This is a genomic window from Streptomyces sp. MMS24-W38 (assembly GCF_059889265.1).
Window position 1 is genome coordinate 1,057,260 of sequence record NZ_JCBCPP010000001.1, and the last position, 23,120, is coordinate 1,080,379.

Sequence of the window (23,120 nt, forward strand, 5' to 3'; positions counted from 1 at the left end):
CGACCGGCGTCCGGTTGGATGGGCGCATGGTCCGTACCGTGCGCCCACTGCTGCCGCTGCTGCTCGCTCCTCTGCTCCTCGCTCCCCTGCTGCTCACCGCCTGCGGCAGTGAGCCGGGGCAGCCACGGGACGCCGACGCCCCGGCCGCCGAACTCGCCACCCGCGCCAGGGCGTTGGGCATCGCCCCGGAGCTCGTCTACGTCATCGAGGCACCCGGGTTCGCGCTCGCCCGGCAGTCCGTCGGGGTGTACGGCGGGGACGGCTTCTCCGCCACGTACGTCTCACGGCAGGAGGGCGGGCAGCTGCGGCTGTACGTCGACCGGGGCACGATGTCCGCTTCCGACTGCGCCGAGGGGCAGCAGATGTGCGAGTCGGACGGGGAGGGAGTCTGGTACCGCTCCGGTCGGGGGACGCACGAGTACGCCGTGGTGAAGGAGGACCACGTCGTACGGCTCGAGGGCGATGCGGGCGTCTCCCGCGACGTCCTGCGTGAGGCGGCGCGGGACGCCCGCCGGCCGTCCGGTGAGGAGGCAGCCGAGCTGCTGCCGCCCGCACCCGCCGACGGCGCGGCGCCGTCCGAACCCGTCGAACGCGGCGATCTGCCGCCGGTCGGCGACGGGGCGCCCCGCAACGACGTGGACGCGGGCGGCTAAGAGCTCCGAACACAACGGGAGTCCGAGCAGCTCGCGGCGTCATGGGGGTCCCCTGCTCATGAGGGCCCCCTGTTCGTGGGGGTCCCCTGTTCGTGGGGGTCCCCTGTTCGTGGGGGTCCCCTGTTCGTGGGGGTCCCCCCTGTTCGAGCGAAGCCGAGAGCTTGGGGAAGTGCGTGCCAGACCCCACGAGCCGAGCGCCCATTGTGTTCGGAGCTCTTACACCACGAGACGGGACACGAATCCCCTTCGCCGTGGTTTCGGTCGGCACACACATCGAACTCATTCATCCAGGGTCTGTCCGGCGGATCATGTGAAAACTAGGCTGCGACGATGGAACGCTTGACCGACGTGCCCGAGAGCTTCGCCCAGTCCGCCGATCCGGCTCGGGTGAACGACTACGACGGTTTCGCCGAGGCGTACTCGGCGGAAACCGAGAACAACCTCGTGAACGCGTACTACGCGCGGCCCGCGATGGTGGCCCTCGCCGGAGACGTGGCCGGCCGTCGGATCCTGGACGCCGGCTGCGGCTCGGGCCCCCTGTCCGCCGCACTGCGCGACCGCGGTGCGGTCGTCACCGGCATCGACGCCAGCGCCAAGATGCTGGACTTGGCCAGGCGGCGGCTCGGTGAAGGCGTGGCCCTGCACCTGGTCGACCTGAGCGACCGTCTGCCGTTCGCCGACGGCGCGTTCGACGACGTGGTCGCGTCACTGGTACTGCACTACCTGGAGGACTGGGGGCCGACGCTGACCGAGTTGCGGCGAGTGCTCAGGCCCGGCGGCCGGCTGATCGCGTCGGTGGACCACCCCTTCGTGGCTTATACGATCCAGGATCCTCGACCCGACTACTCCGCGACCACCAGTTACACCTTCGACTGGACGTTCAACGGGCAGTCCGTCCCGATGAGGTTCTGGCGCAAGCCACTGCACGCGATGACCGATGCCTTCACCACCGCCGGCTTCCGCCTTTCCGTCATCAGCGAGCCGCAGCCCGACCCGGCCGCCCGCGAACTGTTCCCCGACGACTTCCACGACCTTTCGACCAGACCCACCTTCCTGTTCTTCGTCCTCGAGGTACCGCCGTCGGCCACCGGCTCGGACGACCAGCCAGTCGCGGAGCACTGTCGGAGCCAGAGTCGGAACGAGGCGACCGTTCGCATCTCGGCCATCGACGAGCAGCGTGACCAGCAGGCATGCGAAACCGGCCAGGATGGTGCGTGAGTGTCAGGAACCCATCGCGGCTCGGTCGGAATCGCTGCGAAGAACACAGAACTCATTACCCTCGGGGTCGGCAAGGACCGCCCAACCAGAGCCATCGGGATTCCGGTGATCGGCGACAAAGGCGGCGCCGAGGCCCAGCAGCCGTTCCACCTCCTGCTCGCGCGAGGTCTCAGGGCGCAGACACAGATGGATCCGGTTCTTGACCGTCTTGGCCTCGGGTACCTGGTTGAAGTGCAGCACCGGGCCCTCCGCCAGCAGCACCTGAATCTCCCGGTCGCCCGGTCTGTCCTCCGGATGCAGCGGACGGCCGGTCACCCCGCTCCAGAAACGGGCCAGTTCATAGGCATCCGCACAGTCGATCGCCACGTTCTGCACTACCGAAACCATGCGCACAAGCCTTCCCGACTTCTACTCCGGACGCCACCGAGTTGCGCTCAGCCTTCACCACGCACACAGCTCAACGGCTTCTGGGCCCGAGCCACCGGCTGAGCCGCCCCACCCTCGTGCCCCGGCGCGAACAACCGGACTCCTCCCGCCGCCCGCCCGGCCCTTAATTGCCTTTCGTGCCCTGCCGAGCGGGAGCTAGTGTTCGCGCGGCGAGTGACTCACAAGGAGCGAAGACATGGTCGGTCGTCCGAGCACGCGTTGACGTCTGAGGCCGCGAGCGGCCCGTCATCGCGTGCTGCCCTCACAGCGCGGCACAGCGAGCCTTCCCTTCCCGCTGCCTGACATCGTCGGTGCGCCCGGCGTGCGCCGGTCGGCGGCTCTCGTCTTCGGTCATCCGAGGGACCCCTGTGCCGTCCTCTTCCTCCGCTGGGTCCGATTCCGTTCGTCCTGCTCCGTCAAGCCTGTGGCGGGACGGCGACTTCCGTAGGCTCTGGATGGGCCAGACGGCCTCCCAACTGGGCGAACACGCAGGCCTGGTGGTTCTGCCGCTCTTCGCCGTCCTGACGCTCGACGCCGGTGCCGGCCAGTTGGGCGCCCTGCGCGCGGTGGGGCAGGCGCCGATTCTGCTGCTCTCGCTCTTCGTCGGCGCGTGGGTGGACAGGTGGCGGACCCGCACGGTGATGGTGCTGACGGACGTCGGCCGGACCCTGGTGCTGGGCGCCGCCGCCGTGGCCGGTCTCCTCGGCCGGCTCAGCCTGCCGACGCTGCTCGTGGTCGCCTTCGCCGTCGGGGCCCTGTCCGTGTTCTTCGACGTGGCGTACCAGGCCTCCTTGGTACGGCTGGTGAAACGCGATCAGTTGGTGCGTGCCAACAGCGCGCTCGAGGGCAGTCGGTCCGCGGCGCAGATCGGCGGTCCCACCCTCGGTGGTGCGTTGGTGTCCGTGCTGTCGGCGCCGATCGCCGCCGCCTCCAGCGCGCTGTTCTTCGCGCTGTCGTTCCTGTCGATCCGACGGATCGGTCGCCACGAGTCGATCCCGGAGCGCTCGGAACGTCCTCCTCGGGTCTGGCGGCGGATCCACGAGGGCCTCCGCTTCGTCGCCGGCGACACCTCGCTGCGGGCCGTGTGCCTCGCATCAGCCGCCTTCCAGTTCTCCTTCGCGGCTGTGATGACCGTCTACCTGCTGTTCCTGCCACGGGACCTGCACCTGTCGGGCACCGCCGTCGGGCTGGCACTGTCGGCGACGGGGCCTGGAGCGCTCCTGGGCTCGCTGCTGGCCGCCCGCCTGCCGAGCCGGTTCGGACATGGCGCCGTGCTCGTGTCCGCGGCGGCACTCGGCGACGGTGTGTTCCTGCTTGTGCCCGCACTGCACGGTTCCTCCGTGGTGACGGTTCCCGCGCTCCTTGCGATCAGTTTCGTGTTCGGGGCCTTCGGTCAGCTGGTGAACGTCACGCTCATGGCCGTCCGGCAGACCCTCACTCCGGACGGGATGCAGGGCCGCGCGGCCGCGACGATCAACTTCGTCGGCATGGGGCTGACCCCGCTCGGTTCGCTGCTCGGCGGCTTCCTCGCGGAAGGGTGGGGGACGCGCACCAGCCTCCTGGTGACAGCCGCAGGCATGCTGCTGTCACCGGCACTGATGGCCCTGTCCCCACTCGCCCGCCTGGGACGGACGCTTCCCGCCCCGCCGGAGGCTCCGGCCCCGGCTGCGTGACGACCCCTGTCGCCGCGAACAGCCGGCACGACTCCGTCAGCGGTCGCAGCCGTCGGGCAAGCCCGGTCACCACTGCGTGGTCGGCCGGTCCGGCCGACCACGCCGCTCAGCTCAATGCGGGTACCGCGCACCAGCCGGTGTGCCTGCCCTTCTCACCGGGTGAGCACGTACCACTCGGGCGAATCCGTGTCTCCGAGCTGGTAGTTCAGCTTGGGGCGGTCGGCCGTGCCGCCCAGTGTCCACTGTCCCGACCAGCAATCGCCGGCATCGACGGTGACGCTCTGGAGCCAGGGATTGTCGTCCGGTTCGAACCTCCACGTGCCCGAGCCCTCACATCGCCCGTCCGGCGAGTCCACTCCGCCTTGGCTCCAGGTGCCGATGGCCACCGCACGACCTTCTCCGTCCAGCCGCAGCGTGCCGCCACGGCCGTCGTTCCACGTGCCGACCAGGTCCGAGGCGTGGACCCGGGGCGGTGCGTACTCGTCCACCACACCGGTCCCGTAGGCCAAGGACCCCACGGCGACCACGGCGACCGCCGACAGCAGGCCGACCCCGACGACCGTCCCGTACGGGCGTCCACGGGTGAGGGCCCAGCGCGTCAGCAGCGTCACCGTCGACAGCGCCGCCGTGCCGGACAGCCACGCCCACAGCCAGGTCTCCAGGCCGTCCCCCGTCACCGCCGGCCACAGCGCCACCGCGGCCGCCCAACAACCGGCCACCGCCGGAACCCACCACCCCACGTGCCGACCGGCACACCGTCGCCCCGCCCACACGGCGACCGACAGCGTCGGCAACACCCCGAACAACGTGCCCAGGAACGCCACGGGAAGACCGAAGCAGAACAGGGCAGGAAGCATCAGCAACACGATGCCGGGACCATCGCTGCGCATCGGAGACTCCCCTGCCATCTCCACGAAGCCCACGATCTCCACGGCCGTCGGAGCCATCATCAGCACCGCCACCATCGAAACGGAGATCGGCTGCGGCCCCCGCAAGCCGTGCGGGTCCCCCGGCTCCTCCACACGCAGCCCCGGCGGCCGCTTCACCCCGTCGCTCACACGCCCCTCCCCCGCCCGGCGTCATCCTCCCACGGGAGCCACCGGCGGCATTCGCGACCTGCGGTCTCAGCGGTTACGGGGCTCGGGTGCCGCACCATCCGCCGTACCCGACTCGTCTGAGCCGAAGCACGCTGGTTGTCACCATCGACCTCCGTTGACCTGCGACTTCGATCAGACAAGGCACGGCGGATGTCACCAGGTCGGCACGCTGCGGGTCCGTTCAGCTGAAGGGAACGGCGTCCTTGGGGGCGGTGTGCCAGTTGGTGACGATCGGGCGATCGACAGTGATGGTGCCGACCGGCAGGGAAACCGGGTTGGGGTCGTCGTCACCGATGGCGACGATGATGCTGTCCAGTTCCTTGCCACCGTTTCCGTTGGTGGTCTTCGGGTTCACCCCGGCGTAGGCGGTGGTGCTCCCGCTCAGCTTGATCTGCTCGCCGACGGCCTGCTCCGCGGGACCCGCCTGGGTGCCGTCGGATCCGAACGCCACGGTCGGAAGCGCGGCGGGCAGGTAGCAGGTGATCCCCGGCTTCGCCTTGGCGACGATCAGGATGTATCCGCCGGCCTGGGTCTCGGACCTGGTGCTCCAGGAGATGTCGTTGGCGCCGCAGCTCTGCTCGACCGGCTCCCGCTTGCCGTTGCCGGTGTCGGCGCCGGAGCCGGCCCCGTCCGCAGTTCCCTTGCCCGGGGCGTCGGAGCCCTTGCCGGTGCCCTGGTCACCGCCCGCGGTCGACGAGCCGGACGGGGTGACCGCATCGCCGGCCGGAGTGGCGGACGAAGAACCTTGCGCAGCGCCGGTGTCCGTGGCCGCGTCCGAATCCTGGCACGCCGTCATCAGCATGGCGCCTCCGACGAGGGCCGCGGAGACGAGTAAGGCCTTGCGACGGTTGCCGAACATGAAATCCCCCTGTTAATCAGTGGCTGAGGCCGAAGCGGTTTCGGCTTCTCGGTACTTGCTTGTCCACTATGAGGGGGCTACGAGCCGAGGAGATCCCGGCGTCTTCGTTCCAGGACACCGCTGTCGCAGACCGGTGACATGACCACGAAGTGAAAGAACCGAGGCCAGTCCAGTGCGCTCCGTTCGGTGGCCCTGGTGACAACACGCCTGTCTTTTAGCCGTGTTCGTGGCAGATGACGGAGGCGGGCCATCCCTGCGGGTGCGGGGAGCAGCTGTACGTGATACCGATATCCCCGCCCGGGGTGGGAGCATCCCTACCTCTCCTACGATTCTCAGGTAATCCTGCTCCCCGCACCCGCAGGGATGACACCGACGTGACGATCTACGTCACGCACTCGTTGCCCTGCTCCCCGTACCCGCGGGAATGGTCCCGGTTCCAGCTACCGCTGTGGGAACACCTGCCCTTGCTGGACGCGGCCCCGAAGCCGACCGCGTGCATCGCGGCTGGGCCGGTGTCCATCGGTCCCGCGTTCGGTCAGCGCGGTCCTCGGATGCCGTCGATGATGCGGGTCCAGTTGTCGCCGCCGTGTCCGTCCTCGATCGCGCGCCGATAGTGGGCCTGCACGGCCAGGGGGAGCGCGAGGTCGAGGCCGAGTGACGTGCTGGTCTCGACGATGTGGTCGGACGTCGCCCCCATCATGGTGACCGTGCTGAGGTCGCCGGGGTGCTCTCCGGCATCAAGCGCGGCGCCGGGGTTCTCTTCACCGGCCCTCAGGATGTCGCCTGTCGAGTCCGCGAAGGACAGCAACTCCGGCAGCGCTTCCCCGGCCTTGATTCCTGCGGTGCCCAGCATCGCGGTGGCGTGCATCAGTCCGGACAAGGTGGTGAGGAACACCGTGAGTTGGGCTTGGTACATCATCTGGGCGAGGCCCGGGTCCTCGCCCAGATACTTTGGTGTTCCCAGCAGGGCCAGCGTCGCCAGGTGGCGCTGCATCGTCTCGTCGGGGCCGCTGTAGTAGACATGGGCGGCCTCCGTGCCGATCATCGGCGCGGGGACCATGACACCTCCGGTGAGGAAGGTGGCGTCGTGGCCCGCTGCCCAGGTTGCTGCCTTGCGTGTGGTGTCGGGAGTGTCGGAGCTCAGGTTGACCAGCGTCCGGCCGGCGAGCGATTCGGTGGCGCTGTCGAGGACGTCGTACATCGCCTGGTAGTCGGTGAGGCTCAGGATCACGAGGTCACTCGCTTCGACCGCCTCGCCGGGTGTCGCCGCGAGCGTCGCTCCGTCGGTGACGACGCCGTCGGCCCGACTGGCGGTGCGGTTCCAGACGGTGACCGGGTGGCCGGCGGTGAGGAGGGTGCGTGTCATCGCCTGGCCCATCGGGCCGAGTCCGACCACGGTGACAGCGCTGTTCTGCTTGGTGGTGCGGTTCTGTTGTTCGTTCACTCCTCCATCCTCGAAGAGCGTCACTACTCTCGGAAGTACCCACTATTTTCTGCGGTACTTACCTTTCAGTAAGGGGACCAGTGATGGCCAAGGCGCCGAGACGCGGGCCTTACATCTGCGGCATCGACGCTGCGCTCGATGTGGTGAGCGGCAAGTGGAAGGGACTGATCCTGTGGGAACTCGATGCCCGTCGCGTACGCCGCTTCGCCGAACTCCGGCGCGGCCTGCCGGGAGTGAGCGAGAAGATGCTGACGCAGCACCTGCGCGAGATGGAGGCGGACGGTCTCGTGCACCGGGAGGTCTATGCCGAGGTGCCGCCGCGGGTGGAGTACTCCCTGACCGAGCACGGGCGCACGCTCAATCAAGCGCTCGGGCCCCTCGGCGCCTGGGGAAGTGAGCGGATGCGTCGCGAAGGCTTCGAAGCGGTCGACGTGGCCGAGACCTCACACGGCTGAGCATCCCGGTCACCCATCCCGCGCGCTCGAGAAGCCGTTCGGGGACGAGTGCGCCGTGTGGACTTCCGACGAGCAACGTGCGGTGCCGGAACTGCTCACGGCCGGGGTGGAGCTGTGGAACTCCTGCCCGGTGATCGTGAAGCCCTTCTCGAGCATCGCCTTCGACAGTGGGCAGGTTGCCCCCGGGGTTCGTGATTCGTGGCGGTGGTGGTTTTCCAGGAGACCTTGCCGGCCCGGCCGTCGCCAGTTCGGAAGGATCGCGTATGTGGCTCCCTGCTGATGGGCGAGACAGCCACACCCACGAGTTCTGTGCCTTGAGCGCTCTGGCTGCCCGGCTGGTCAACCAGAGCGCCCAAGGGAAGTGCCGGCCGGCTCGGTCGCCGGAGGCGGGGTACCGCCCCGGCGTCCGGTCAGCGGGTGGCGAGGAGCTCGAGCGTGTCGATCACGCGGTTCGAGAAGCCCCACTCGTTGTCGTACCAGGCGACCACCTTGACGTGGCGGCCGTCGACGCGGGTGAGGGCCGAGTCGAAGATGGAAGAGGCGGGGTTTCCCGTGATGTCGGACGACACGAGCGGGTCGTCCGAGTACTCGAGGATGCCGGCGAGCGGCCCCTGTGCCGCGGCGCGGTACGCCGCCAGCACCTCGTCGCGCGTCACGTCGCGAGCGACGGTCGTGTTGAGTTCGACGATCGAGCCCACCGGCACCGGTACGCGGATCGAGTCGCCCGACAGCTTGCCGTCGAGGTTCGGCAGCACCAGGCCGATCGCCTTGGCGGCACCGGTCGTGGTCGGCACGATGTTGACGCCGGCGGCCCGGGCGCGACGGGCGTCGCGGTGCGGACCGTCCTGCAGGTTCTGCTCCTGCGTGTAGGCGTGCACCGTCGTCATGAACCCGTGCTCGATACCGGCGAGTTCGTCGAGGATCGCGGCCAGCGGAGCGAGCGCGTTGGTGGTGCAGGAGGCGTTCGAGACGACCGTGTGCACGGCCGGGTCGTAGGCGTCGGTGTTGACCCCGAAGGCGAGCGTGACGTCGGCGCCGTCCGACGGCGCGCTGACGAGCACCTTCTTCGCGCCCGCGTCGAGGTGGGCGCGGGCTGCCTTGGCCGAGGTGAAGCGGCCGGTGGCCTCCAGGACGATGTCGACGCCGAGTTCGGCCCACGGCAGCTGCGCCGGTTCGCGCTCGGCCAGCACCGTGATCCGACGGCCGTCGACGACGAGGGCGTTCCCGTCGACGGTCACCGGGCGCCCGAGCCGGCCGGCCGTGCTGTCGTAGGCGAGCAGCCGGGCGAGAGTGGCGGGTTCCGTCAGATCGTTGACGGCGACGACCTCGAGGGTGCTGTCGCGCTCCAGCAGTGCGCGCAGCACATTGCGTCCGATGCGGCCGAATCCGTTGATGGCGATGCGAGTCATGAGTGGTGTCCTTTCCCTTCGCCACCAGGCTCGCCCGCGGCTCGCGCCGCTGACAGTGGCGGGGTCGCCATGGTTCGAAAGGATCTCGCCACGCGGTGCCGGGCGGGTTACTCGCCCAGGGTGAAGGTGCGCCGGTACTCGCTCGGGGTGGTGCCGAGGATGCGCTGGAAGTGCAGCCGCAGGTTCGCGCCGGTGCCGAGGCCGACGTCGGCGGCGATCTGCTCGACGCTGCGCTGCGACCGCTCCAGCAGTTCGCGGGCCAGGTCGATGCGGGCGCGCATCACCCACTGCATCGGTGTGTAGCCGGTCTCCTCGACGAAGCGCCGGGAGAACGTGCGCGGCGAGACCCCGGCCTGCCGCGCCAGTACGCCGAGGGTGAGGGGCTCGCCGAGCCGGTGCAGCGCCCACTCGCGGGTGGCGCCGAAGCGCTCGCCGAGCGGCTCGGGGACGCTGCGCGGCACGTACTGGGCCTGGCCGCCGCTGCGGTAGGGGGCCGCGACCAGACGCCGGGCCGCGTGGTTGGACGCGGCCACTCCGAGGTCGCCGCGCAGGATGTGCAGGCACAGGTCGATGCCGGAGGCGGCGCCGGCCGAGGTGAGCACGCTGCCCTCGTCGACGAACAGCACGTTCGCGTCGACCTGGACGAGCGGATGCCTGGCCACGAGCGCCCGCGTGTAGTGCCAGTGCGTCGTGGCGCGCCTGCCGTCGAGCAGGCCCGTGGCGGCGAGCGCGAAGGCGCCCGTCGAGATGGCGGCGAGCCGCGCGCCCCGGTCGTGGGCGGTGATCAGTGCCTCGACGACGGCCTGCGGCGGGTCCTCGCGGTCCGGGAACCGGTAGCCGGGGACGAAGACGATGTCGGCCCACGCGAGGGCGTCGAGGCCGTGGGCGACGTGGTACGCGAGGCCGTCGCCGCCGGTCACGAGACCGGGTGTCGCCCCGCACACCCGTACTTCGTACGGCATGCTCGCGCGGGTCGTGAAAACCTGCGCGGGAATTCCGACATCGAGCGGCTTCGCGCCCTCGAGCACGAGGACGGCGACGCGATGCAGGCGGGGGGCTGGCACAGGAAAAGGTTACGTGGGGCGTGACGTCGATACGCTCACCGCGCGGACCGGGCAGACGACACCGGCCGGGGCGCCACCGTGTCCCAGTGGACCGTGCGGTCGCACCAGCGGTCGAGGAGGGTGCGGTCGTGGCCTACGGCGAGCAGGCCGGCGCCTGTTGCGGTGCGGTAGTCCTCGACCACCGACACCAGGGCGGCCGTTGTCGAGGCGTCGAGCATGGCGGTCATCTCGTCGCAGATCAGCCAGCGGGGGCGCAGGACCAACGCGCGGGCGAGGCAGGCGCGTTGGAGTTGGCCGTCGCTGACCTCGTGGGGGCGGCGGGTGAGCAGGTCGGGGGTGAGGCCCACGGTGTCGGCCAGTTCGGCGACCCGGTCGGGGGCCTCGGCACGGCGGCCCGTGGCACGCAGGGGTTCGGCGATCAGGTCGGTGAGGGTCAGGCGGGGGTCGGCGGAGAGGCGGGGTTGCTGGAAGACGACGCCGAAGGCGGTGCGCAGCGCGCGGGGGGCGCGGTGGCGCCAGTGGCGTACGGGGGTGCCGTCGAGGGTGAGGGTGCCGGCGTCGGGGCGGTGGAGGAGGGCGGCGACCTTGGCGAGGGTGGACTTGCCGCAGCCGCTGGGGCCGAGCAGGCCGACGGCCTCGCCGGGGGCGACGGTGAGGGAGGCGTTGCGGACGGCGGGGGCCCGGCGGTCGTAGCCGGCGGTGATGGCGCGGAGTTCAAGCACGGACGTCCTCCAGGGCCTCGACCGGGAGCGGGTGGTGGCAGGCGGCCGACGCGGTGAGGGGCGGGAGGGTCGCGCAGGCGGTGGTGGCTCGGTCGCAGCGGGGGGCGAAAGCGCAGCCGTCGGGGAGGGAACCGAGTTCGGGGGGCATGCCGGGGATGGGGGTGAAGGCGTGGTCGGGGAGGGCGTTCAGGAGGCCTCGGCTGTAGGGGTGGCGGGGGCCGGGGGTGCCGAAGAAGGCGTCGGCGTCGGTGAGTTCGACGATGCGGCCCGCGTACATGACGGCGACCCGGTCGGCGATGCGTTGGGCTGCCGTCAGGTCGTGGGTGATCATCAGGAGGGCTCGGGCGTGGTCGTCGTCGGCGTCGACGTGGCGGCGGAGTTCGTCGACGGTGTGGTCCACCAGGTCGCGGTCGAGGCCGGTGGTGGGTTCGTCGGCGAGGAGGAGGGGTGCGTCGCCGATCAGGGCGAGGGCGGTGGCGGCGCGTTGGGCGAGGCCGCCCGAGAGTTCGTGGGGGTGGCGGTCGAGGTGGTCGGCGGGGAAGGCGGCGCGGGCGGCGGCCTGTTCGGCGGCGGCGCGCAGGGCGGCGCGGCCGCGGCCGCCGGTGAGTTCGGCGACCGTCTCCTCCATCTGGGAGCGGATGGTGCGGACGGGGGTGAGGTGGGCGGCCGGGCTCTGCGGGATGAGGCCGATGCGTCGGCCGCGTACGGTGCGGGCGAGGGTGCGTTCGTCGGCGGTGAGCAGGTCGAGGTCGCCGAGTTGGGCGTGGCCGGCGGTCTGCGCGTTGGCGGGGAGCAGGCCGAGCAGGGCGGAGGCGAGGACGGACTTGCCGCAGCCGCTCTCGCCGATCAGGGCGAGGCATTCGCCGGGCGCCACGTCGAAGTGCGCGTCGGTGACGGCGGCGATGCGGCCGCCGCCGGGTACCAGGAAGCGGACCGACAGTCCGCGGACCGACAGCACGGGAGGTCGCTCGGTCACAGCGTCAGCTCCGATCGGCGGCGGGGGTTGATCCGCTCCCGCCAGACTCCGGCGAGTCCGGCGATGGCGAGGGTGGGGATGATCAGGAACAGGCCGGGGAAGAGGGTGGGCCACCAGTGGCCGGCGAGCAGGGAGCCGCGGGCGCCCTGGATGAGGGTGCCGAGGCTGGCGGTGTGGGTGGGCAGGCCGAGGCCGAGGAAGGACAGCGCCGATTCGTGCCACATGGCGTGCGGGATCATCAGGACGGCGGCGAGGCCGGCCTGCGGCAGTACGCCGGGCAGCAGGTGCCGTACCGCGACCCGCAGGCGGGAGGCGCCGCCGGAGACGGCCGCGTCGATGTAGGGGCGGGAGCGCAGGGAGAGGACCTCGGCGCGGACGATGCGGGCGGTGGACAGCCAGTGGGTGAGGGCGACCGAGATCACCACGGGCCAGACGCCGGGGCGGAACATGGCGACGATGAAGATGCCGAGCAGCAGGTGCGGGACGGAGGAGATGGTGTCGACCAGGCGCATGACGAGGCGGTCGACCCAGCCGCCGAGGGCTCCGGCGGTGGCCCCGACGGCGGTGCCGATGACGGTGGCGGTGAGTGCGGCCACGACGCCGACGAGCAGGGAGACCCGTAGGCCGTAGACGCAGCGCAGCAGGAGGTCGCGGCCCACGTCGTCGGTACCGAAGGGGTGGGCCCAGCTGGGTGGGAGGAGTTTCGAGGCGAGGTCGACGGCCTGCTGGTCGAGCTGGACCAGTGGGGGGACGAGCAGCACCGCGAGGGCGGTGAGGGCGACCAGGGCGGCGGAGACGCGCAGGCGCAGGGTGTGGGTGGAGCGGCGGGTGGTGCCGTGCGAGCGCCAGGCGGTCGCGGCCGTGGGGGTGGTCGCGTCGGCCTTCTCGACGGTCGTGTCAGCCATGGGGATCACATCTCTTCCAGCTTCACCCGCGGGTCGATCAGTCCGTACAGGAGGTCGGCGAGGAGGTTTCCGGCGAGGACGGCGGCGGTGGCGAGGGTCGTCAGGGCGGCCAGGAGGGGGAAGTCGACGGCGGTGGCCGCCTCGACGGTGGCGGCGGCGATGCCGGGCCAGCTGAAGACGGTCTCCACGAGGAGGGCGCCGGTGATGAGTTCGGGGACGCGGGAGCCGATGAGGGTGAGGACGGGCAGCAGTCCGGAGCGCAGGGCGTGGCCGAGCAGGACGGTGCGTTCGGCGAGGCCGCGGGCGCGGGCGCCGCGCACGGGGTCCTCGGCGAGGGCGTCGCCGACGCCCTGGCGGACGTAGAGGGTGAACCAGGGCAGCTGGGAGACGGCGAGGACGCCGGCGGGCAGGATCAGGTGGCTTGTGACCTGTGCGGCGGTGACGTGTTCGCTGCCGGTGTCGGTGAGGCCGCCGGCCGGGAGGACGTCGAGGTGGAGGGCGAACAGCCAGACGGCGAGCAGGGCGATCCAGAAGACCGGCGCGGCTTCCAGGGAGTAGGCGAGGGAGGTGACCGTGCGGTCTACGAGCGAGCCGGGGCGGCGGGCGGCGAGGACGCCGAGCAGGGTGCCGAGGAGGACGGCGACGGCGAACGCGACGGTGCACAGCAGGGTCGACCAGACCAGCCGTTCGCCGATCGCCTCGGCCACCGGCTGCCGCATCACGCTGGAGTGGCCGAGGTCGCCGGTGAGCGCGGAGGTCAGCCACTCCCACCAGCGGACGGCGAAGGGCTGGTCCACGCCGAGATTGGCGCGGAGCCGGTCCAGGGTCTCCTGGTCGGCGCCGAGGGCGGCGGTTCCGGCGTAGGCCTTGACGGGGTCGAACGGGGAGGCGGCGGCGAGGGCGAACGCGCCGAAGGTGACGACGAGGAGGACGGGCACGGCGAGCAGGGTCCGCCGTGCCACGAGGTGTCCCATCGCCGCCCAGGGCAGGGTCTTCACTTCTCGGGCTGCCAGTCCTCGGCGTTCCACCAGGGGCCGCTGGCGAAGCCGTGCTCGTGCGGTTCGACCTGGGTGGTGAGGTCGCCCCAGTGGTCGTCGAGGACGTAGAGGTGGTCGATGTGGGTGAGGAAGGTGTAGCCGGGGTTCTTGACGAGTTCGCGCTGGAGGTCGTCGTAGGCGGCCTTGCGGTCGTCGGGGTTCTGGGTGCGGCGGCCGGTTTCCAGGGCCTCGTCGACGGCGGGGTTGTCGTAGTGGGGCATGTTGTTGAAGCCGTCGCCGGCGAGGGAGGAGTGCAGCAGGGTGTAGAGGCCGAAGTCGGGGTCGCCGGTGCTGCCGAAGCCGGCGAGGACGGCGTCCTTGCCCATCCGGGGTTCGATGACCTCCCAGGTGGCGCCCTCGACCTTGACGTCGATGCCTGCCTTCTTGGCGTCGGAGGCGTAGGCGAGGGCGTGGTCCTGGCGGACCTTGTCGCCGGAGGGGTAGAAGAGGGTGAAGGCGGCGCGGGCGCCGTCCTTGGCGCGGATGCCGTCCTGGCCGGCCTTCCAGCCGTCGCGGTCGAGGATCTTCTTGGCCTCGGCGAGGTCCCGGGGGCGTTCGATGTCCTTGGCGTACCAGGGGTCGTCGAGGGGCAGCGGCCCGTAGGCGGGGCGGCCGGCGCCGGCGAGGATCTTGTCGACCATGGCCTGGCGGTCCACGGCGAGGTCGAGGGCGCGGCGGATCGTGGTGTCGCCGGTGATCTTGTTCCCGGTGGGGAGGGTGACGGCGCGGAAGTCGTAGGTGGTGGCCTGGTACGTCTTGCGGGCGTCGTCGTTCTTGAAGGTGGCGGCGAGGTTGGGCGGGAGGGTCGCGCCGTCGAGGTCGCCGGAGCGCAGCCGGGTGGCGCGGACGTCGTCGTCGGCGATGATCGCCATGGTGAGCTTCTTCACCTTCGGGGCGCCGCCCCAGTAGTCCGGGTTGGCCTTGAAGGTGAGCTTCTCGCCCTTGCTCCAGCCGGTGAGGACGTACGGTCCGGTGCCGATCGGCTCGGTGTTGAAGGCGCCGGTGTTGGGGTCCTGCTCGCCGGCGACGTGCTCGGGGACGATGGGCAGGACGGTGCGGGCCGGGAAGGCGGCGTAGGGGTACTTGAGGGTGAAGACGACCTTGTCGTCGCCGTCCGCCCGGACCTCCTTGACGGCGTCGAGTTCGCTCTTGGCGGTGTTGTTGGTCTTGTCGTCGAGGACCGTTTCGTACGTGTAGACGACGTCTTCGGCGGTGAGGGATTCGCCGTCGCTGAACTTCACGCCGGGGCGCAGGGTGTAGGTGTAGGTGCGGCCGTCGTCGGCGACCTCGGGGAGCGCCTTCGCGAGGGCGGGCTCGAGTTCCAGGTCGGCGTCCCGGGCGAGCAGCCCGTCGAAGATCTTGGAGTTGCCGTCCTTGCCGTAGCCGAGGAGCGGGCTCAAGGTGTCCGGCTCGGAGCCGACCCCGATCACCACGGAGTCGGCGGACCCGCCGCCCGCGGCGCCGTCCGTGCCGCCGCCGGGCGCCGAGCACGCGGCGACCGCGGCGGCCATGGTCGCCGCGAGGGCGGCACCCTTTATTCGTCGGGTCGTCATCGAGTCTCACACCTTTGCTGCCCGGATCTCGTTGTTGCATATTAGTTGCAGCAGAGTTCTGCCCAGGACCCCCTCCCCTCATTCCCGCGCTTCGGCGGGCCGGGTCCGCGGGGCGCGAGCCGCGGAGCGCCGTCCGCGCGCCCCCGGGGACTGCTTGTCAGCGGGCCGGGACGGGGTCTAGTGTCGCCTCGCCTTGGTGAACGGGAAATCCGGTGTGATGCCGGTGCGGCCCTCGCCACTGTGATCGGGAAGTCCGGCTCCGGCCCCAGGCCCTGTCCCCTCGACAGGACCGAAAGGCAGCCACTGGGTCCACCTCGGACCCGGGAAGGCGGAGCACGGGCGGTGGTACCCGTCAGCCAGGAGACCGGCCAAGGCGCGTCAACCATCCACGAGGTGCTGGAGAGGGTCTGCTGAGCCATGCACATAGCCGAGGGTTTTCTACCGCCGGCGCACGCGGTCGCCTGGGGCGTCGCGTCGGCGCCGTTCGTCGTCCACGGAGCCCGGTCGCTCACCCGTGAGGTCAGGGAACATCCCGAGAGCACGCTGCTGCTGGGGGCGTCGGGAGCGTTCACCTTCGTTCTGTCCGCACTGAAACTTCCCTCGGTGACCGGGAGTTGCTCCCATCCCACCGGCACCGGGCTGGGCGCCATCCTGTTCCGGCCGCCGGTCATGGCGGTGCTGGGCACCATCACCCTGCTGTTCCAGGCCCTGTTGCTCGCCCACGGCGGGCTGACCACGCTCGGCGCCAACGTCTTCTCGATGGCGGTCGTCGGGCCGTGGGCGGGGTACGGGGTCTACCGGCTGGCGCGGCGGTACGGGGCGCCGCTGATGGCCGCGGTGTTCTGCGGAGCGTTCGTCGCCGACCTGTCGACGTACTGCGTGACGAGTGTGCAGTTGGCGCTCGCCTTCCCCGACCCGGGCAGCGGATTCCTGGGCGCGCTCGGCAAGTTCGGCTCCATCTTCGCCGTCACGCAGATCCCGCTCGCGGTGAGCGAGGGGCTGCTGACGGTGCTGGTGATGCGCATGCTGGTGCAGTCCAGCAAGGGCGAACTGACCCGGCTCGGGGTGCTGGTGGCCGGGATCGGGAAGAAGTCGGCGGGCGCGGGCGAGGCGGTGGCCCGATGAGCCGTGACGCGAAGATCAACTCCCTGTTGCTGCTTCTGGTGGCCGTGCTCGCCGTGGTGCCGCTGGCCCTTGGGCTCGGCGACCACAAGGAGGAGCCGTTCGCGGGCGCCGACGCGGAGGCGGAGACAGCGATCACCGAGATCGACCCGGATTACGAGCCGTGGTTCTCGCCGCTGTACGAACCGCCGTCCGGGGAGATCGAGTCGGCGCTGTTCGCCCTCCAGGCGGCGATCGGCGCGGGCGTGCTCGCGTACTACTTCGGGCTGCGGCGGGGGCGCCGGCAGGGGGCGGAACGGGCGCGAGGGGTCGGCACCGAGGCGGACGCCGAGGACGCGGCCCCCGCGGGTCCCGGGGGCTGATCCCCCGTGCTGCCGATCGACGCGGCGGCGCACAGCAGTCGCTGGCGCCGCCGTCATCCCGTGGACAAGGCCGTGCTCGGGCTGGGGCTCACCGTGCTGGCGATCTCGCTGCCGCCCTGGCCGGGAGCGGCCCTGGTGCTGCTGACCGCGCTCACGGTGCTGCTGGGCCCGGCCAGGGTGCCGGGCCGGCGACTGTGGCGTGCCTACCGGGTGCCGCTGGGCTTCTGCGTGACCGGGGCGCTCACGCTGCTGGTGCGGGTGGGCGGGCCGGGAGGGTTCGTGGCCTGGGCCGACGACGGGCCTTTGCGTGCCGGGGAGTTGCTGCTGCGCACCTCGGCGGCCTCCCTCGGGGTGCTGCTGTTCGCCTTCACCACGCCGATGTCGGATCTGCTGCCGCGCCTGGTACGGGCCGGGGTGCCCGCTCCCCTCGTCGATGTGGCGCTGGTGACGTACCGGATGAGTTTCCTGCTGCTCGACTCGGTGCGCCGGGTCCGGGAGGCGCAGGCGGCCCGGCTCGGGCACACCACCCGTGCGGCGACCTGGCGTTCGCTGGGCGGGCTCGGCGCGACCGCGTTCGTCCGGTCCTTCGACCGGGCGGCGCGGCTGCAGACGGGGCTCGCCGGACGCGGCTACGACGGCACGCTGCGCGTGCTGGTGCCGGAGGCCCGGGTCTCCGTCCGTTTCACGGCCGGGAGCGTGGTGCTGCTTGTCGCGCTGGCCGTCCTCACCCTCGTCCTGGAAGGACCCCTGTCATGAGCGGGCCCGCACTGGTCGCCCTGCGGGGCGCGTCGTTCGCGTACGAGGACGGCCCGGCCGTGCTCACCGGCCTCGACTTCGAGGTGCGGGAGGGGCGTGCGCTCGCCCTGCTGGGCCGCAACGGCAGCGGCAAGACGACGCTGATGCGGTTGCTGAGCGGTGGACTGCGGCCGGGTGCGGGCGAGTTGACCGTGGCGGGGCGACCCGTCCGGTACGACCGCAAGGGGCTGACCCGGCTGCGGACGACCGTGCAGCTGGTGGTGCAGGACCCCGACGACCAACTGTTCGCGGCGTCCGTGGGCCAGGACGTGTCGTTCGGACCGCTGAATCTCGGGCTGTCCGACGCGGAGGTGCGGGCGCGGGTGACGGAGGCGCTGGCGGCGCTGGACATCACCGCCCTCGCCGACCGGCCCACGCACCTGCTGTCCTACGGGCAGCGCAAGCGGACGGCGATCGCGGGCGCGGTCGCCATGCGGCCCCGGGTCCTGATCCTGGACGAACCGACGGCGGGGCTCGACCCCGACGGCCAGGAGCGGCTGCTCGCCACCCTCGACGGGCTGCGCGCGAACGGCACCACGGTCGTCATGGCCACCCACGACGTGGACCTCGCCCTGCGCTGGGCCGACGACGCCGCCCTGCTCACCCCGTCGGGTGCCCGCACCGGCCCGGCGCCCACGATGCTGGCCCGTACGGACCTCCTCGCGGCGGCGGGGTTGCGGTTGCCGTGGGGGGTGGCGGCCGCGCGCCTTCTCCGCGCCCAGGGCCTGCCGGCCGACGCGGCTGCCGGGCCCCGGACGCCGGAGGAACTGGCCGCGCTCATCGCGATGTCCCCGGAGCCCGCGGAGCACACCGACGGCGGATGACCCCCGGCTTGGGCAGCCCCGCGCGGAAAGCCGGTTCACGAGCCCCACATCGCCGGGCCCCGCCTCGCCGGGTGCGGCCACCGTGGTGTGGCAGATGGTGACCGGCTCACGGCAAGGGCCTCAGAATTCCCCGGCGCTGCAGTTCCCGGATGTGCTCGGCGGCCCTCTGCGGAGCGGCACCGCCAGTGACGAGCACGCCGGCTTGCGGGTTTCTGCGCACTCCGGATTCGGTGAGGTTCGCGCTGCCCACCAGAAGGACGCGGCGGTCGGCCACGGCCGGCTTGGCGTGCTGTCGTGCACGCTCATGTTCGCGTGCAGAAAGAGCCCAATGCCAGAGTCTCAGGCCAGGCACTGAGAGGAAGGACAGCACCGCCGGTCGGAGTGCGGGTCGGGAGGCCGCGAGAACATCCCGGCACCGGCATCCTGGCGCGTCCATCACTGTGCGGGTCAAGAGGCCCGGGACATCCGGTGATTCACATGCTCACTGTCCTCTCCTGTAGCAGTCGGTGCGGTCAGGCCACCTGGACGGATCGTATGGAGTTGCCGTACCTGGTGCCGTCGATGGCCGTGGTGGCGGACTGGCCGGGCGTGGTGGCTGCTCCGAGGGTGAGCAGGAGAGGAACGAAGTGCTCGGCGGTGGGGTGGGAGACGGCGGCCCCGGGTGCCTTGTTGCGGTAGTCGGCCATGGCGTCGACGTCGCCGCGGCCGAGGGCGTCGGCGGCCCATTCGTCGAAAGCCCGGGTGTGTGCCGCGGCGCCGGGTGACCGCATGGCTGTGAAGCTGTGGGTCATGAAGCCCGATCCGATGACGAGGACACCTTCCTCGCGCAGTGAGCGAAGACGTTGGCCGAGAGTGAACAGGAGTCGGGGGTCGAGGCTGGGCATGCTGAGCTGGACGACGGGGACGTCGGCGGCGGGGTACATGGCCATCAGCGGAATGAAGGCGCCGTGGTCCAGGCCACGGTCGGTGTGGTGGACGGTGGTGCCGCTGAGCGTGACGGTGATGCGCCGGGCGAGGCCGGTGGCGTCGGGTGTGGGGTACTTCAGGGTGTAGTAGCGGGGATGGAAGCCGCCGAAATCGTAGTAGAGGGGGGTGCCGGGCCCGGTGCTCGACATGGCGAGCGGGGCATCCTCCCAGTGCGCGGAGACGACGACGACGGCTCGCGGCTTGGGCATGCTCTGGGCCCAGGTGAACAGGTCGTCCAGCCACAGGGAGTCGTCCAGGGTCGGTGGGGCGCCGTGGCTGACGAACAGAGCCGGCAGTGGTCCGTCGCCCTCTTCCCATGGACGCTGCAGGCGTGCTCGCGGAAGGACCCGGGCGAGCAGGTCGTCGTAGGCACCGGCGGGCACGGCCGGGTTGAACGGGTCGCGGTTCTCGCTCATCTTCGCTCTCTTTCTCCAAAGCTGTTGCGTTGGCGTGCAGCGGGCAACGGGACGGGGGGCGAAACGCAGGCGACACCTCGGGCGAAGGGCGCCAGGACGTCGCTGCGGTGCGTACCGGGGCGTCGCAACGCCCCGGAGATCCGTCGGGAAGCCCGGCCCTAGTCCTGCTCGATGGGCAGCGGCAGGGCTCGCTGATAGGCGAAGACGGCGATCGCGGCGACGGCGACGTGCATGAGGAGCAGGGCGATGACTCCCGTCGCGTCGGCCTCGGGCCGGTAGTCGCTGACGAGCATGGCCAGATCGGGGACGAAGGAGACGAGCACCACGGCCGGGACGAGCGTCCTGAGCAGTTTACGGGCGCCTGCGCGACGCCGGACGAGGGCCCATCCGACGGCACCGATCAGTACGCCGACGACGGTGAAGGAGCTGTAGGCGCCCGGCTGGAGCGGCTGGAAGTCGTCCGAGGCTCCGGCCGCCAGGGCGATGGTCGCGATAACGGCGTTGACGATGACGGAGGCCACCAGGGCGCCGAGCAACAGGCCGGCCACCTTCAGCGGCGCGGGCCGGGGCGTGGTGAGGTCGGCTGTGGCGGTCCGGGACGGAGTAGACACGGGTGTCCAATCAGGGATACCGGTGGATGCGGTGGTGTGGGAGGGGCGGGGTTCGGCGGGAAGCGGTCAGAACGCGTGGGGGCCCAGTCGCCCCCATGCCACGACGGCGGCCAGGACGAGCAGGACGGCGTTGGCAGGGATCGCCTTCGTCTCCTTGCGGCGCGCGTGCACCCCGATCGCGGCGAGCATGGTGACGGCAAGCCCCACAGCGGCCCACCCCACCAGGACCGGTGCGATGTCGAGCAGGGCGGGCAGGAACAGCCCCAGGGCACCCAGCACTTCCACGGCGCCGATCGCCTTGACCGCTCCGGGCGAGAAGTCCTCGACCCAGGCCATGCCGGAAGCCGCCAGCTTGTCCTTGGGCCGGCCGACCTTCATCAGGCCGGCCGCGAGAAACGCCAGAGCAAGGACGAGCGCGATGATCCACAGAGTGACGTTCATCAGGACTGCTCTTCCACTAGATGAGTTGAACCTTCAAGTGAAAAGTAGAGCCGATCACTTGAAGGGTCAAGTCATCTAGTGGAAGAGCCGTACGCGCACCTGTCGCACTTCCGGCTTGACGTTTCACGTTACCGTGAGGGCATGAGCGCAGATGAGACCCTCTGGCTGGACGATGAGGAGCACGAGGCGTGGATCGCGCTGGCCAGCGCCGTGGTGCGCCTCCCGGCCGCACTGGACGCCCAACTTCAGCGTGACGCGGGCATCAGCCACTTCGAGTACCAGGTCCTCGCCGGGCTCTCCATGGAGCCCACGTGGACCCTTCGGATGAGCACTCTCGCCGAGTTCGCCGACGGTTCGCTGTCCCGGCTGTCCCACACGGCCAAGCGCCTGGAGAAGGAGGGGTGGATCTACCGCACTCCGGATCCCGAGGACGGCCGCTTCACCCTGGCCGTTCTCACTGACGCCGGCTGGGACAAAGTCGTGGAGACTGCCCCCGGCCACGTCGCCGAAGTGCGCCGCCTGGTGTTCGACCCGCTCACCAGGGCTCAGCAGAAGCAGTTGCGGGAGATCGGCCGCCGTATCAACGGCGCCATCGCCCCCGACGGTTTCTGCCCCGGCGCCACCAAAGGCCGATCACCTGCCTCTGCTTCGGGCTGAGCGGCACACTCGTCGCCGACTTCGGACGCGCGCTCTCCGGCTCGTCGGCTCCGCCCGGCTCAAGCAGAAACACCGACCTGACCAAGCACCGTAGGCACGTTCGCGGCTTGGCCAGATTTTCGTATGACGAAAATCTGGCCAAGCCGCGTTCGCCTGCGCGCCGACACTTGCCCTGCGTCCGGTCCTCCGGGTAGTGGTGATCCTGGTTCCGGAACGGGCTTCAACCGCGCCCCGGACATCGGCTCCGGCAGCAGTGGCCTCGCAAGGCCCCCTGGCCGGACGCGCCCCCGCAGTCAAGGCAGTCGATGCCGATCCGGTGATCACCGCCAGGTCCAGAAGCCGGCTCCTGGCGCGCTTCCCGTGACCTTCACCGTCGCGGATGCAGGACCCGAGTTCCCTACCGGCCCACGCGTCGGACGGTTGTCGGGTGGTGCCGGGTTTTGCGCGCGGCACCACCCGAATTCAGGCCCTGGCTAGACCGAAGTGCGGAAGGCGGGCAGGTAGCCGCTCGACTGGCCGACGGCCTTCGGGTGGTAGGAGTTTTCGATCGGAACCGTCACGCTGTGGAGCCAGGCGTCGCCCGAGCAGAGCTCGTGTCCGGTGAACTCGTCCACCACGCTGGAGAAGGCGAACCCGGCGTTGGCCGCCCGCTTGGCGATCACTCCGTTCATCACGTCCGAGGCGTTGTTGATCGCGCCGCGCTCGGTCTCGGTGAGTCCGGCGATGCAGCTGCCCGAGAGCTTGTAGAAGCGCGGGTACCCCAGGACCACCACGCGGGCCTTCGGGGCACGCGAGCGGATGTTGTTGTACATCGTGTCGAGCTTGCCCGGGAGGGAGTTGTTCATGAGGGAGATGGCCGAGTTGACGCGGCTGACGCAGGTCGCCTCGCTCTGCAGCACGCAGGCCTGCATGACGTCCGCGAAGCCCATGTCGTTCCCGCCCGCGGTGACGCTGACGAGCGTGGTCGATGCGTTCAGCGCACCCAGTTGGCCGCTGGAGACGCTGGTCGTGGTCGCGCCGCTGCAGGCGGCGAAGGTGAACGAGGACGGGGCGTTCGCGGCGGCCCAGAGCTGGGGGTAGGCCTTGGTGCTGCGCTTGCAGGCGCCGCTCTCGGACGTATAGCTTCCGGCGCCCACGCCGGAGGAGTAGGAGTCGCCGAGAGCCACGTAGTTGTGGCCGGCCGCCGAGGCCGGCTGCGCCATGCCGAGGACGGCTGCGGCACCCATGACGAAGGCCAGCACAGAGGCCCGGAGAGAACGCACTGACATAACGGTCAGCCCTTCGAAGTGCGGGGAAAGAGCGATTGGTTGATGAAACAAACACTCTTTTAGCAGGGCTGGAACTCGTCAGTAACACCTCGGCGAAAAGCCGCCCGTAATGCCTGAATGATCATTCAGCCGGATCATCTCCGCGCGTAGATAAACCCCTTTCATCT

Annotated in this window: 25 protein-coding genes and 1 riboswitch; of the genes, 9 read left to right on the top strand and 16 right to left on the bottom strand. The window is 70.7% G+C overall.

The annotated features are described in order from the left end of the window. The first annotated feature begins 26 nt into the window (after positions 1-26). Both AC6F7H_RS03625 and AC6F7H_RS03630 read left to right on the top strand, forming a co-directional pair. The gene (locus tag AC6F7H_RS03625; protein ID WP_500761638.1) at positions 27-653 is read left to right on the top strand and encodes a hypothetical protein; all 627 of its coding nucleotides are present in this window, start codon (positions 27-29) and stop codon (positions 651-653) included. 330 nt (positions 654-983) lie between these two features. Then, positions 984-1,871, top strand: a complete 888-nt coding sequence (locus AC6F7H_RS03630; protein ID WP_500755151.1) for a class I SAM-dependent methyltransferase — start codon at positions 984-986, stop codon at positions 1,869-1,871. Between the two features lie 3 nt (positions 1,872-1,874). Here AC6F7H_RS03630 and AC6F7H_RS03635 read toward each other — a convergent pair whose 3' ends face one another. After that, positions 1,875-2,258, bottom strand: coding sequence for a VOC family protein (locus AC6F7H_RS03635; protein WP_500755153.1), 384 nt, complete (start codon positions 2,256-2,258; stop codon positions 1,875-1,877). A 407-nt stretch (positions 2,259-2,665) separates the two neighbouring features. Between AC6F7H_RS03635 and AC6F7H_RS03640 the strand changes: the two genes are divergently transcribed. Then, on the top strand, positions 2,666-3,970 hold the full coding sequence (locus AC6F7H_RS03640; protein WP_500755154.1) for an MFS transporter: 1,305 nt from the start codon (positions 2,666-2,668) through the stop codon (positions 3,968-3,970). A 152-nt stretch (positions 3,971-4,122) separates the two neighbouring features. Here the strand turns inward: AC6F7H_RS03640 and AC6F7H_RS03645 are convergent, their stop codons facing one another. The 3 genes from AC6F7H_RS03645 to AC6F7H_RS03655 form a co-directional block, all read right to left on the bottom strand. Continuing rightward, a complete protein-coding gene (locus AC6F7H_RS03645; RefSeq protein ID WP_500755156.1) occupies positions 4,123-5,028 on the bottom strand; it encodes a hypothetical protein in 906 nt (301 codons plus the stop codon). A 220-nt stretch (positions 5,029-5,248) separates the two neighbouring features. Further along, complete coding sequence (locus AC6F7H_RS03650; RefSeq protein ID WP_500755157.1) at positions 5,249-5,926, bottom strand: DUF4232 domain-containing protein; 678 nt, start codon at positions 5,924-5,926, stop codon at positions 5,249-5,251. 535 nt (positions 5,927-6,461) lie between these two features. Further along, a complete protein-coding gene (locus tag AC6F7H_RS03655; protein ID WP_500755159.1) occupies positions 6,462-7,370 on the bottom strand; it encodes an NAD(P)-dependent oxidoreductase in 909 nt (302 codons plus the stop codon). A gap of 83 nt (positions 7,371-7,453) precedes the next feature. Between AC6F7H_RS03655 and AC6F7H_RS03660 the strand changes: the two genes are divergently transcribed. Beyond that, positions 7,454-7,825: a winged helix-turn-helix transcriptional regulator gene (locus AC6F7H_RS03660; RefSeq protein WP_500755160.1), complete on the top strand. Its 372-nt coding sequence runs from the start codon at positions 7,454-7,456 to the stop codon at positions 7,823-7,825. Positions 7,826-8,235: 410 nt separating this feature from the next. On the opposite strand, the gene gap is transcribed toward AC6F7H_RS03660, so the two are convergent. The 7 genes from gap to AC6F7H_RS03695 all read right to left on the bottom strand — a co-directional run bounded on the left by gap (position 8,236) and on the right by AC6F7H_RS03695 (position 15,491). Further along, positions 8,236-9,234, bottom strand: coding sequence for a type I glyceraldehyde-3-phosphate dehydrogenase (gap, locus tag AC6F7H_RS03665; RefSeq protein ID WP_500755162.1), 999 nt, complete (start codon positions 9,232-9,234; stop codon positions 8,236-8,238). Between the two features lie 107 nt (positions 9,235-9,341). Further along, the gene (locus AC6F7H_RS03670; RefSeq protein ID WP_500755163.1) at positions 9,342-10,298 is read right to left on the bottom strand and encodes a GlxA family transcriptional regulator; all 957 of its coding nucleotides are present in this window, start codon (positions 10,296-10,298) and stop codon (positions 9,342-9,344) included. A 35-nt stretch (positions 10,299-10,333) separates the two neighbouring features. Further along, positions 10,334-11,020, bottom strand: coding sequence for an ABC transporter ATP-binding protein (locus AC6F7H_RS03675; protein ID WP_500755164.1), 687 nt, complete (start codon positions 11,018-11,020; stop codon positions 10,334-10,336). Beyond that, positions 11,013-11,996: an ABC transporter ATP-binding protein gene (locus AC6F7H_RS03680; protein WP_500755165.1), complete on the bottom strand. Its 984-nt coding sequence runs from the start codon at positions 11,994-11,996 to the stop codon at positions 11,013-11,015. Before AC6F7H_RS03680 ends, AC6F7H_RS03675 begins: the two co-directional genes overlap by 8 nt. Next, positions 11,993-12,901: an ABC transporter permease gene (locus AC6F7H_RS03685; protein ID WP_500755166.1), complete on the bottom strand. Its 909-nt coding sequence runs from the start codon at positions 12,899-12,901 to the stop codon at positions 11,993-11,995. Before AC6F7H_RS03685 ends, AC6F7H_RS03680 begins: the two co-directional genes overlap by 4 nt. Before the next feature lie 5 nt (positions 12,902-12,906). Beyond that, positions 12,907-13,875, bottom strand: coding sequence for an ABC transporter permease (locus AC6F7H_RS03690; protein ID WP_500761640.1), 969 nt, complete (start codon positions 13,873-13,875; stop codon positions 12,907-12,909). 20 nt (positions 13,876-13,895) lie between these two features. Beyond that, entirely contained in the window at positions 13,896-15,491 is a 1,596-nt protein-coding gene (locus AC6F7H_RS03695) for an ABC transporter substrate-binding protein (protein ID WP_500755168.1), read from the bottom strand. A 177-nt stretch (positions 15,492-15,668) separates the two neighbouring features. Continuing rightward, positions 15,669-15,878: riboswitch (cobalamin riboswitch) on the top strand. Positions 15,879-15,908: 30 nt separating this feature from the next. Between AC6F7H_RS03695 and AC6F7H_RS03700 the strand changes: the two genes are divergently transcribed. The 4 genes from AC6F7H_RS03700 to AC6F7H_RS03715 are packed head-to-tail and all read left to right on the top strand — an operon-like array spanning position 15,909 to position 18,594. Beyond that, positions 15,909-16,616: an energy-coupling factor ABC transporter permease gene (locus AC6F7H_RS03700; protein WP_500755170.1), complete on the top strand. Its 708-nt coding sequence runs from the start codon at positions 15,909-15,911 to the stop codon at positions 16,614-16,616. Beyond that, on the top strand, positions 16,613-16,975 hold the full coding sequence (locus AC6F7H_RS03705; RefSeq protein WP_500755171.1) for an energy-coupling factor ABC transporter substrate-binding protein: 363 nt from the start codon (positions 16,613-16,615) through the stop codon (positions 16,973-16,975). Before AC6F7H_RS03700 ends, AC6F7H_RS03705 begins: the two co-directional genes overlap by 4 nt. 6 nt (positions 16,976-16,981) lie before the next feature. Beyond that, positions 16,982-17,731 carry a cobalt ECF transporter T component CbiQ gene (gene cbiQ / locus AC6F7H_RS03710; RefSeq protein ID WP_500755172.1) on the top strand — a complete coding sequence of 250 codons (750 nt, stop codon included), beginning with the start codon at positions 16,982-16,984 and terminating at the stop codon, positions 17,729-17,731. Then, a complete protein-coding gene (locus tag AC6F7H_RS03715) occupies positions 17,728-18,594 on the top strand; it encodes an energy-coupling factor ABC transporter ATP-binding protein (RefSeq protein WP_500755173.1) in 867 nt (288 codons plus the stop codon). The genes cbiQ and AC6F7H_RS03715 overlap by 4 nt, the downstream gene beginning before the upstream one ends. A 106-nt stretch (positions 18,595-18,700) precedes the next feature. On the opposite strand, the gene AC6F7H_RS03720 is transcribed toward AC6F7H_RS03715, so the two are convergent. The 4 genes from AC6F7H_RS03720 to AC6F7H_RS03735 all read right to left on the bottom strand — a co-directional run bounded on the left by AC6F7H_RS03720 (position 18,701) and on the right by AC6F7H_RS03735 (position 21,028). Beyond that, on the bottom strand, positions 18,701-19,030 hold the full coding sequence (locus AC6F7H_RS03720) for a phospholipase D-like domain-containing protein (protein ID WP_500755174.1): 330 nt from the start codon (positions 19,028-19,030) through the stop codon (positions 18,701-18,703). A 76-nt stretch (positions 19,031-19,106) separates the two neighbouring features. Then, positions 19,107-19,976, bottom strand: coding sequence for a DODA-type extradiol aromatic ring-opening family dioxygenase (locus AC6F7H_RS03725; protein ID WP_500755175.1), 870 nt, complete (start codon positions 19,974-19,976; stop codon positions 19,107-19,109). 158 nt (positions 19,977-20,134) lie between these two features. Then, complete coding sequence (locus AC6F7H_RS03730; protein WP_500755176.1) at positions 20,135-20,587, bottom strand: DUF6069 family protein; 453 nt, start codon at positions 20,585-20,587, stop codon at positions 20,135-20,137. Between the two features lie 66 nt (positions 20,588-20,653). Further along, positions 20,654-21,028, bottom strand: a complete 375-nt coding sequence (locus AC6F7H_RS03735; RefSeq protein WP_500755177.1) for a DoxX family protein — start codon at positions 21,026-21,028, stop codon at positions 20,654-20,656. A gap of 141 nt (positions 21,029-21,169) precedes the next feature. Here AC6F7H_RS03735 and AC6F7H_RS03740 point away from each other — a divergent pair, with 141 nt between their 5' ends. Continuing rightward, on the top strand, positions 21,170-21,685 hold the full coding sequence (locus AC6F7H_RS03740; RefSeq protein ID WP_500755178.1) for a MarR family winged helix-turn-helix transcriptional regulator: 516 nt from the start codon (positions 21,170-21,172) through the stop codon (positions 21,683-21,685). 473 nt (positions 21,686-22,158) lie between these two features. On the opposite strand, the gene AC6F7H_RS03745 is transcribed toward AC6F7H_RS03740, so the two are convergent. Further along, entirely contained in the window at positions 22,159-22,953 is a 795-nt protein-coding gene (locus AC6F7H_RS03745; RefSeq protein ID WP_500755179.1) for an SGNH/GDSL hydrolase family protein, read from the bottom strand. Positions 22,954-23,120: the final 167 nt, after the last annotated feature.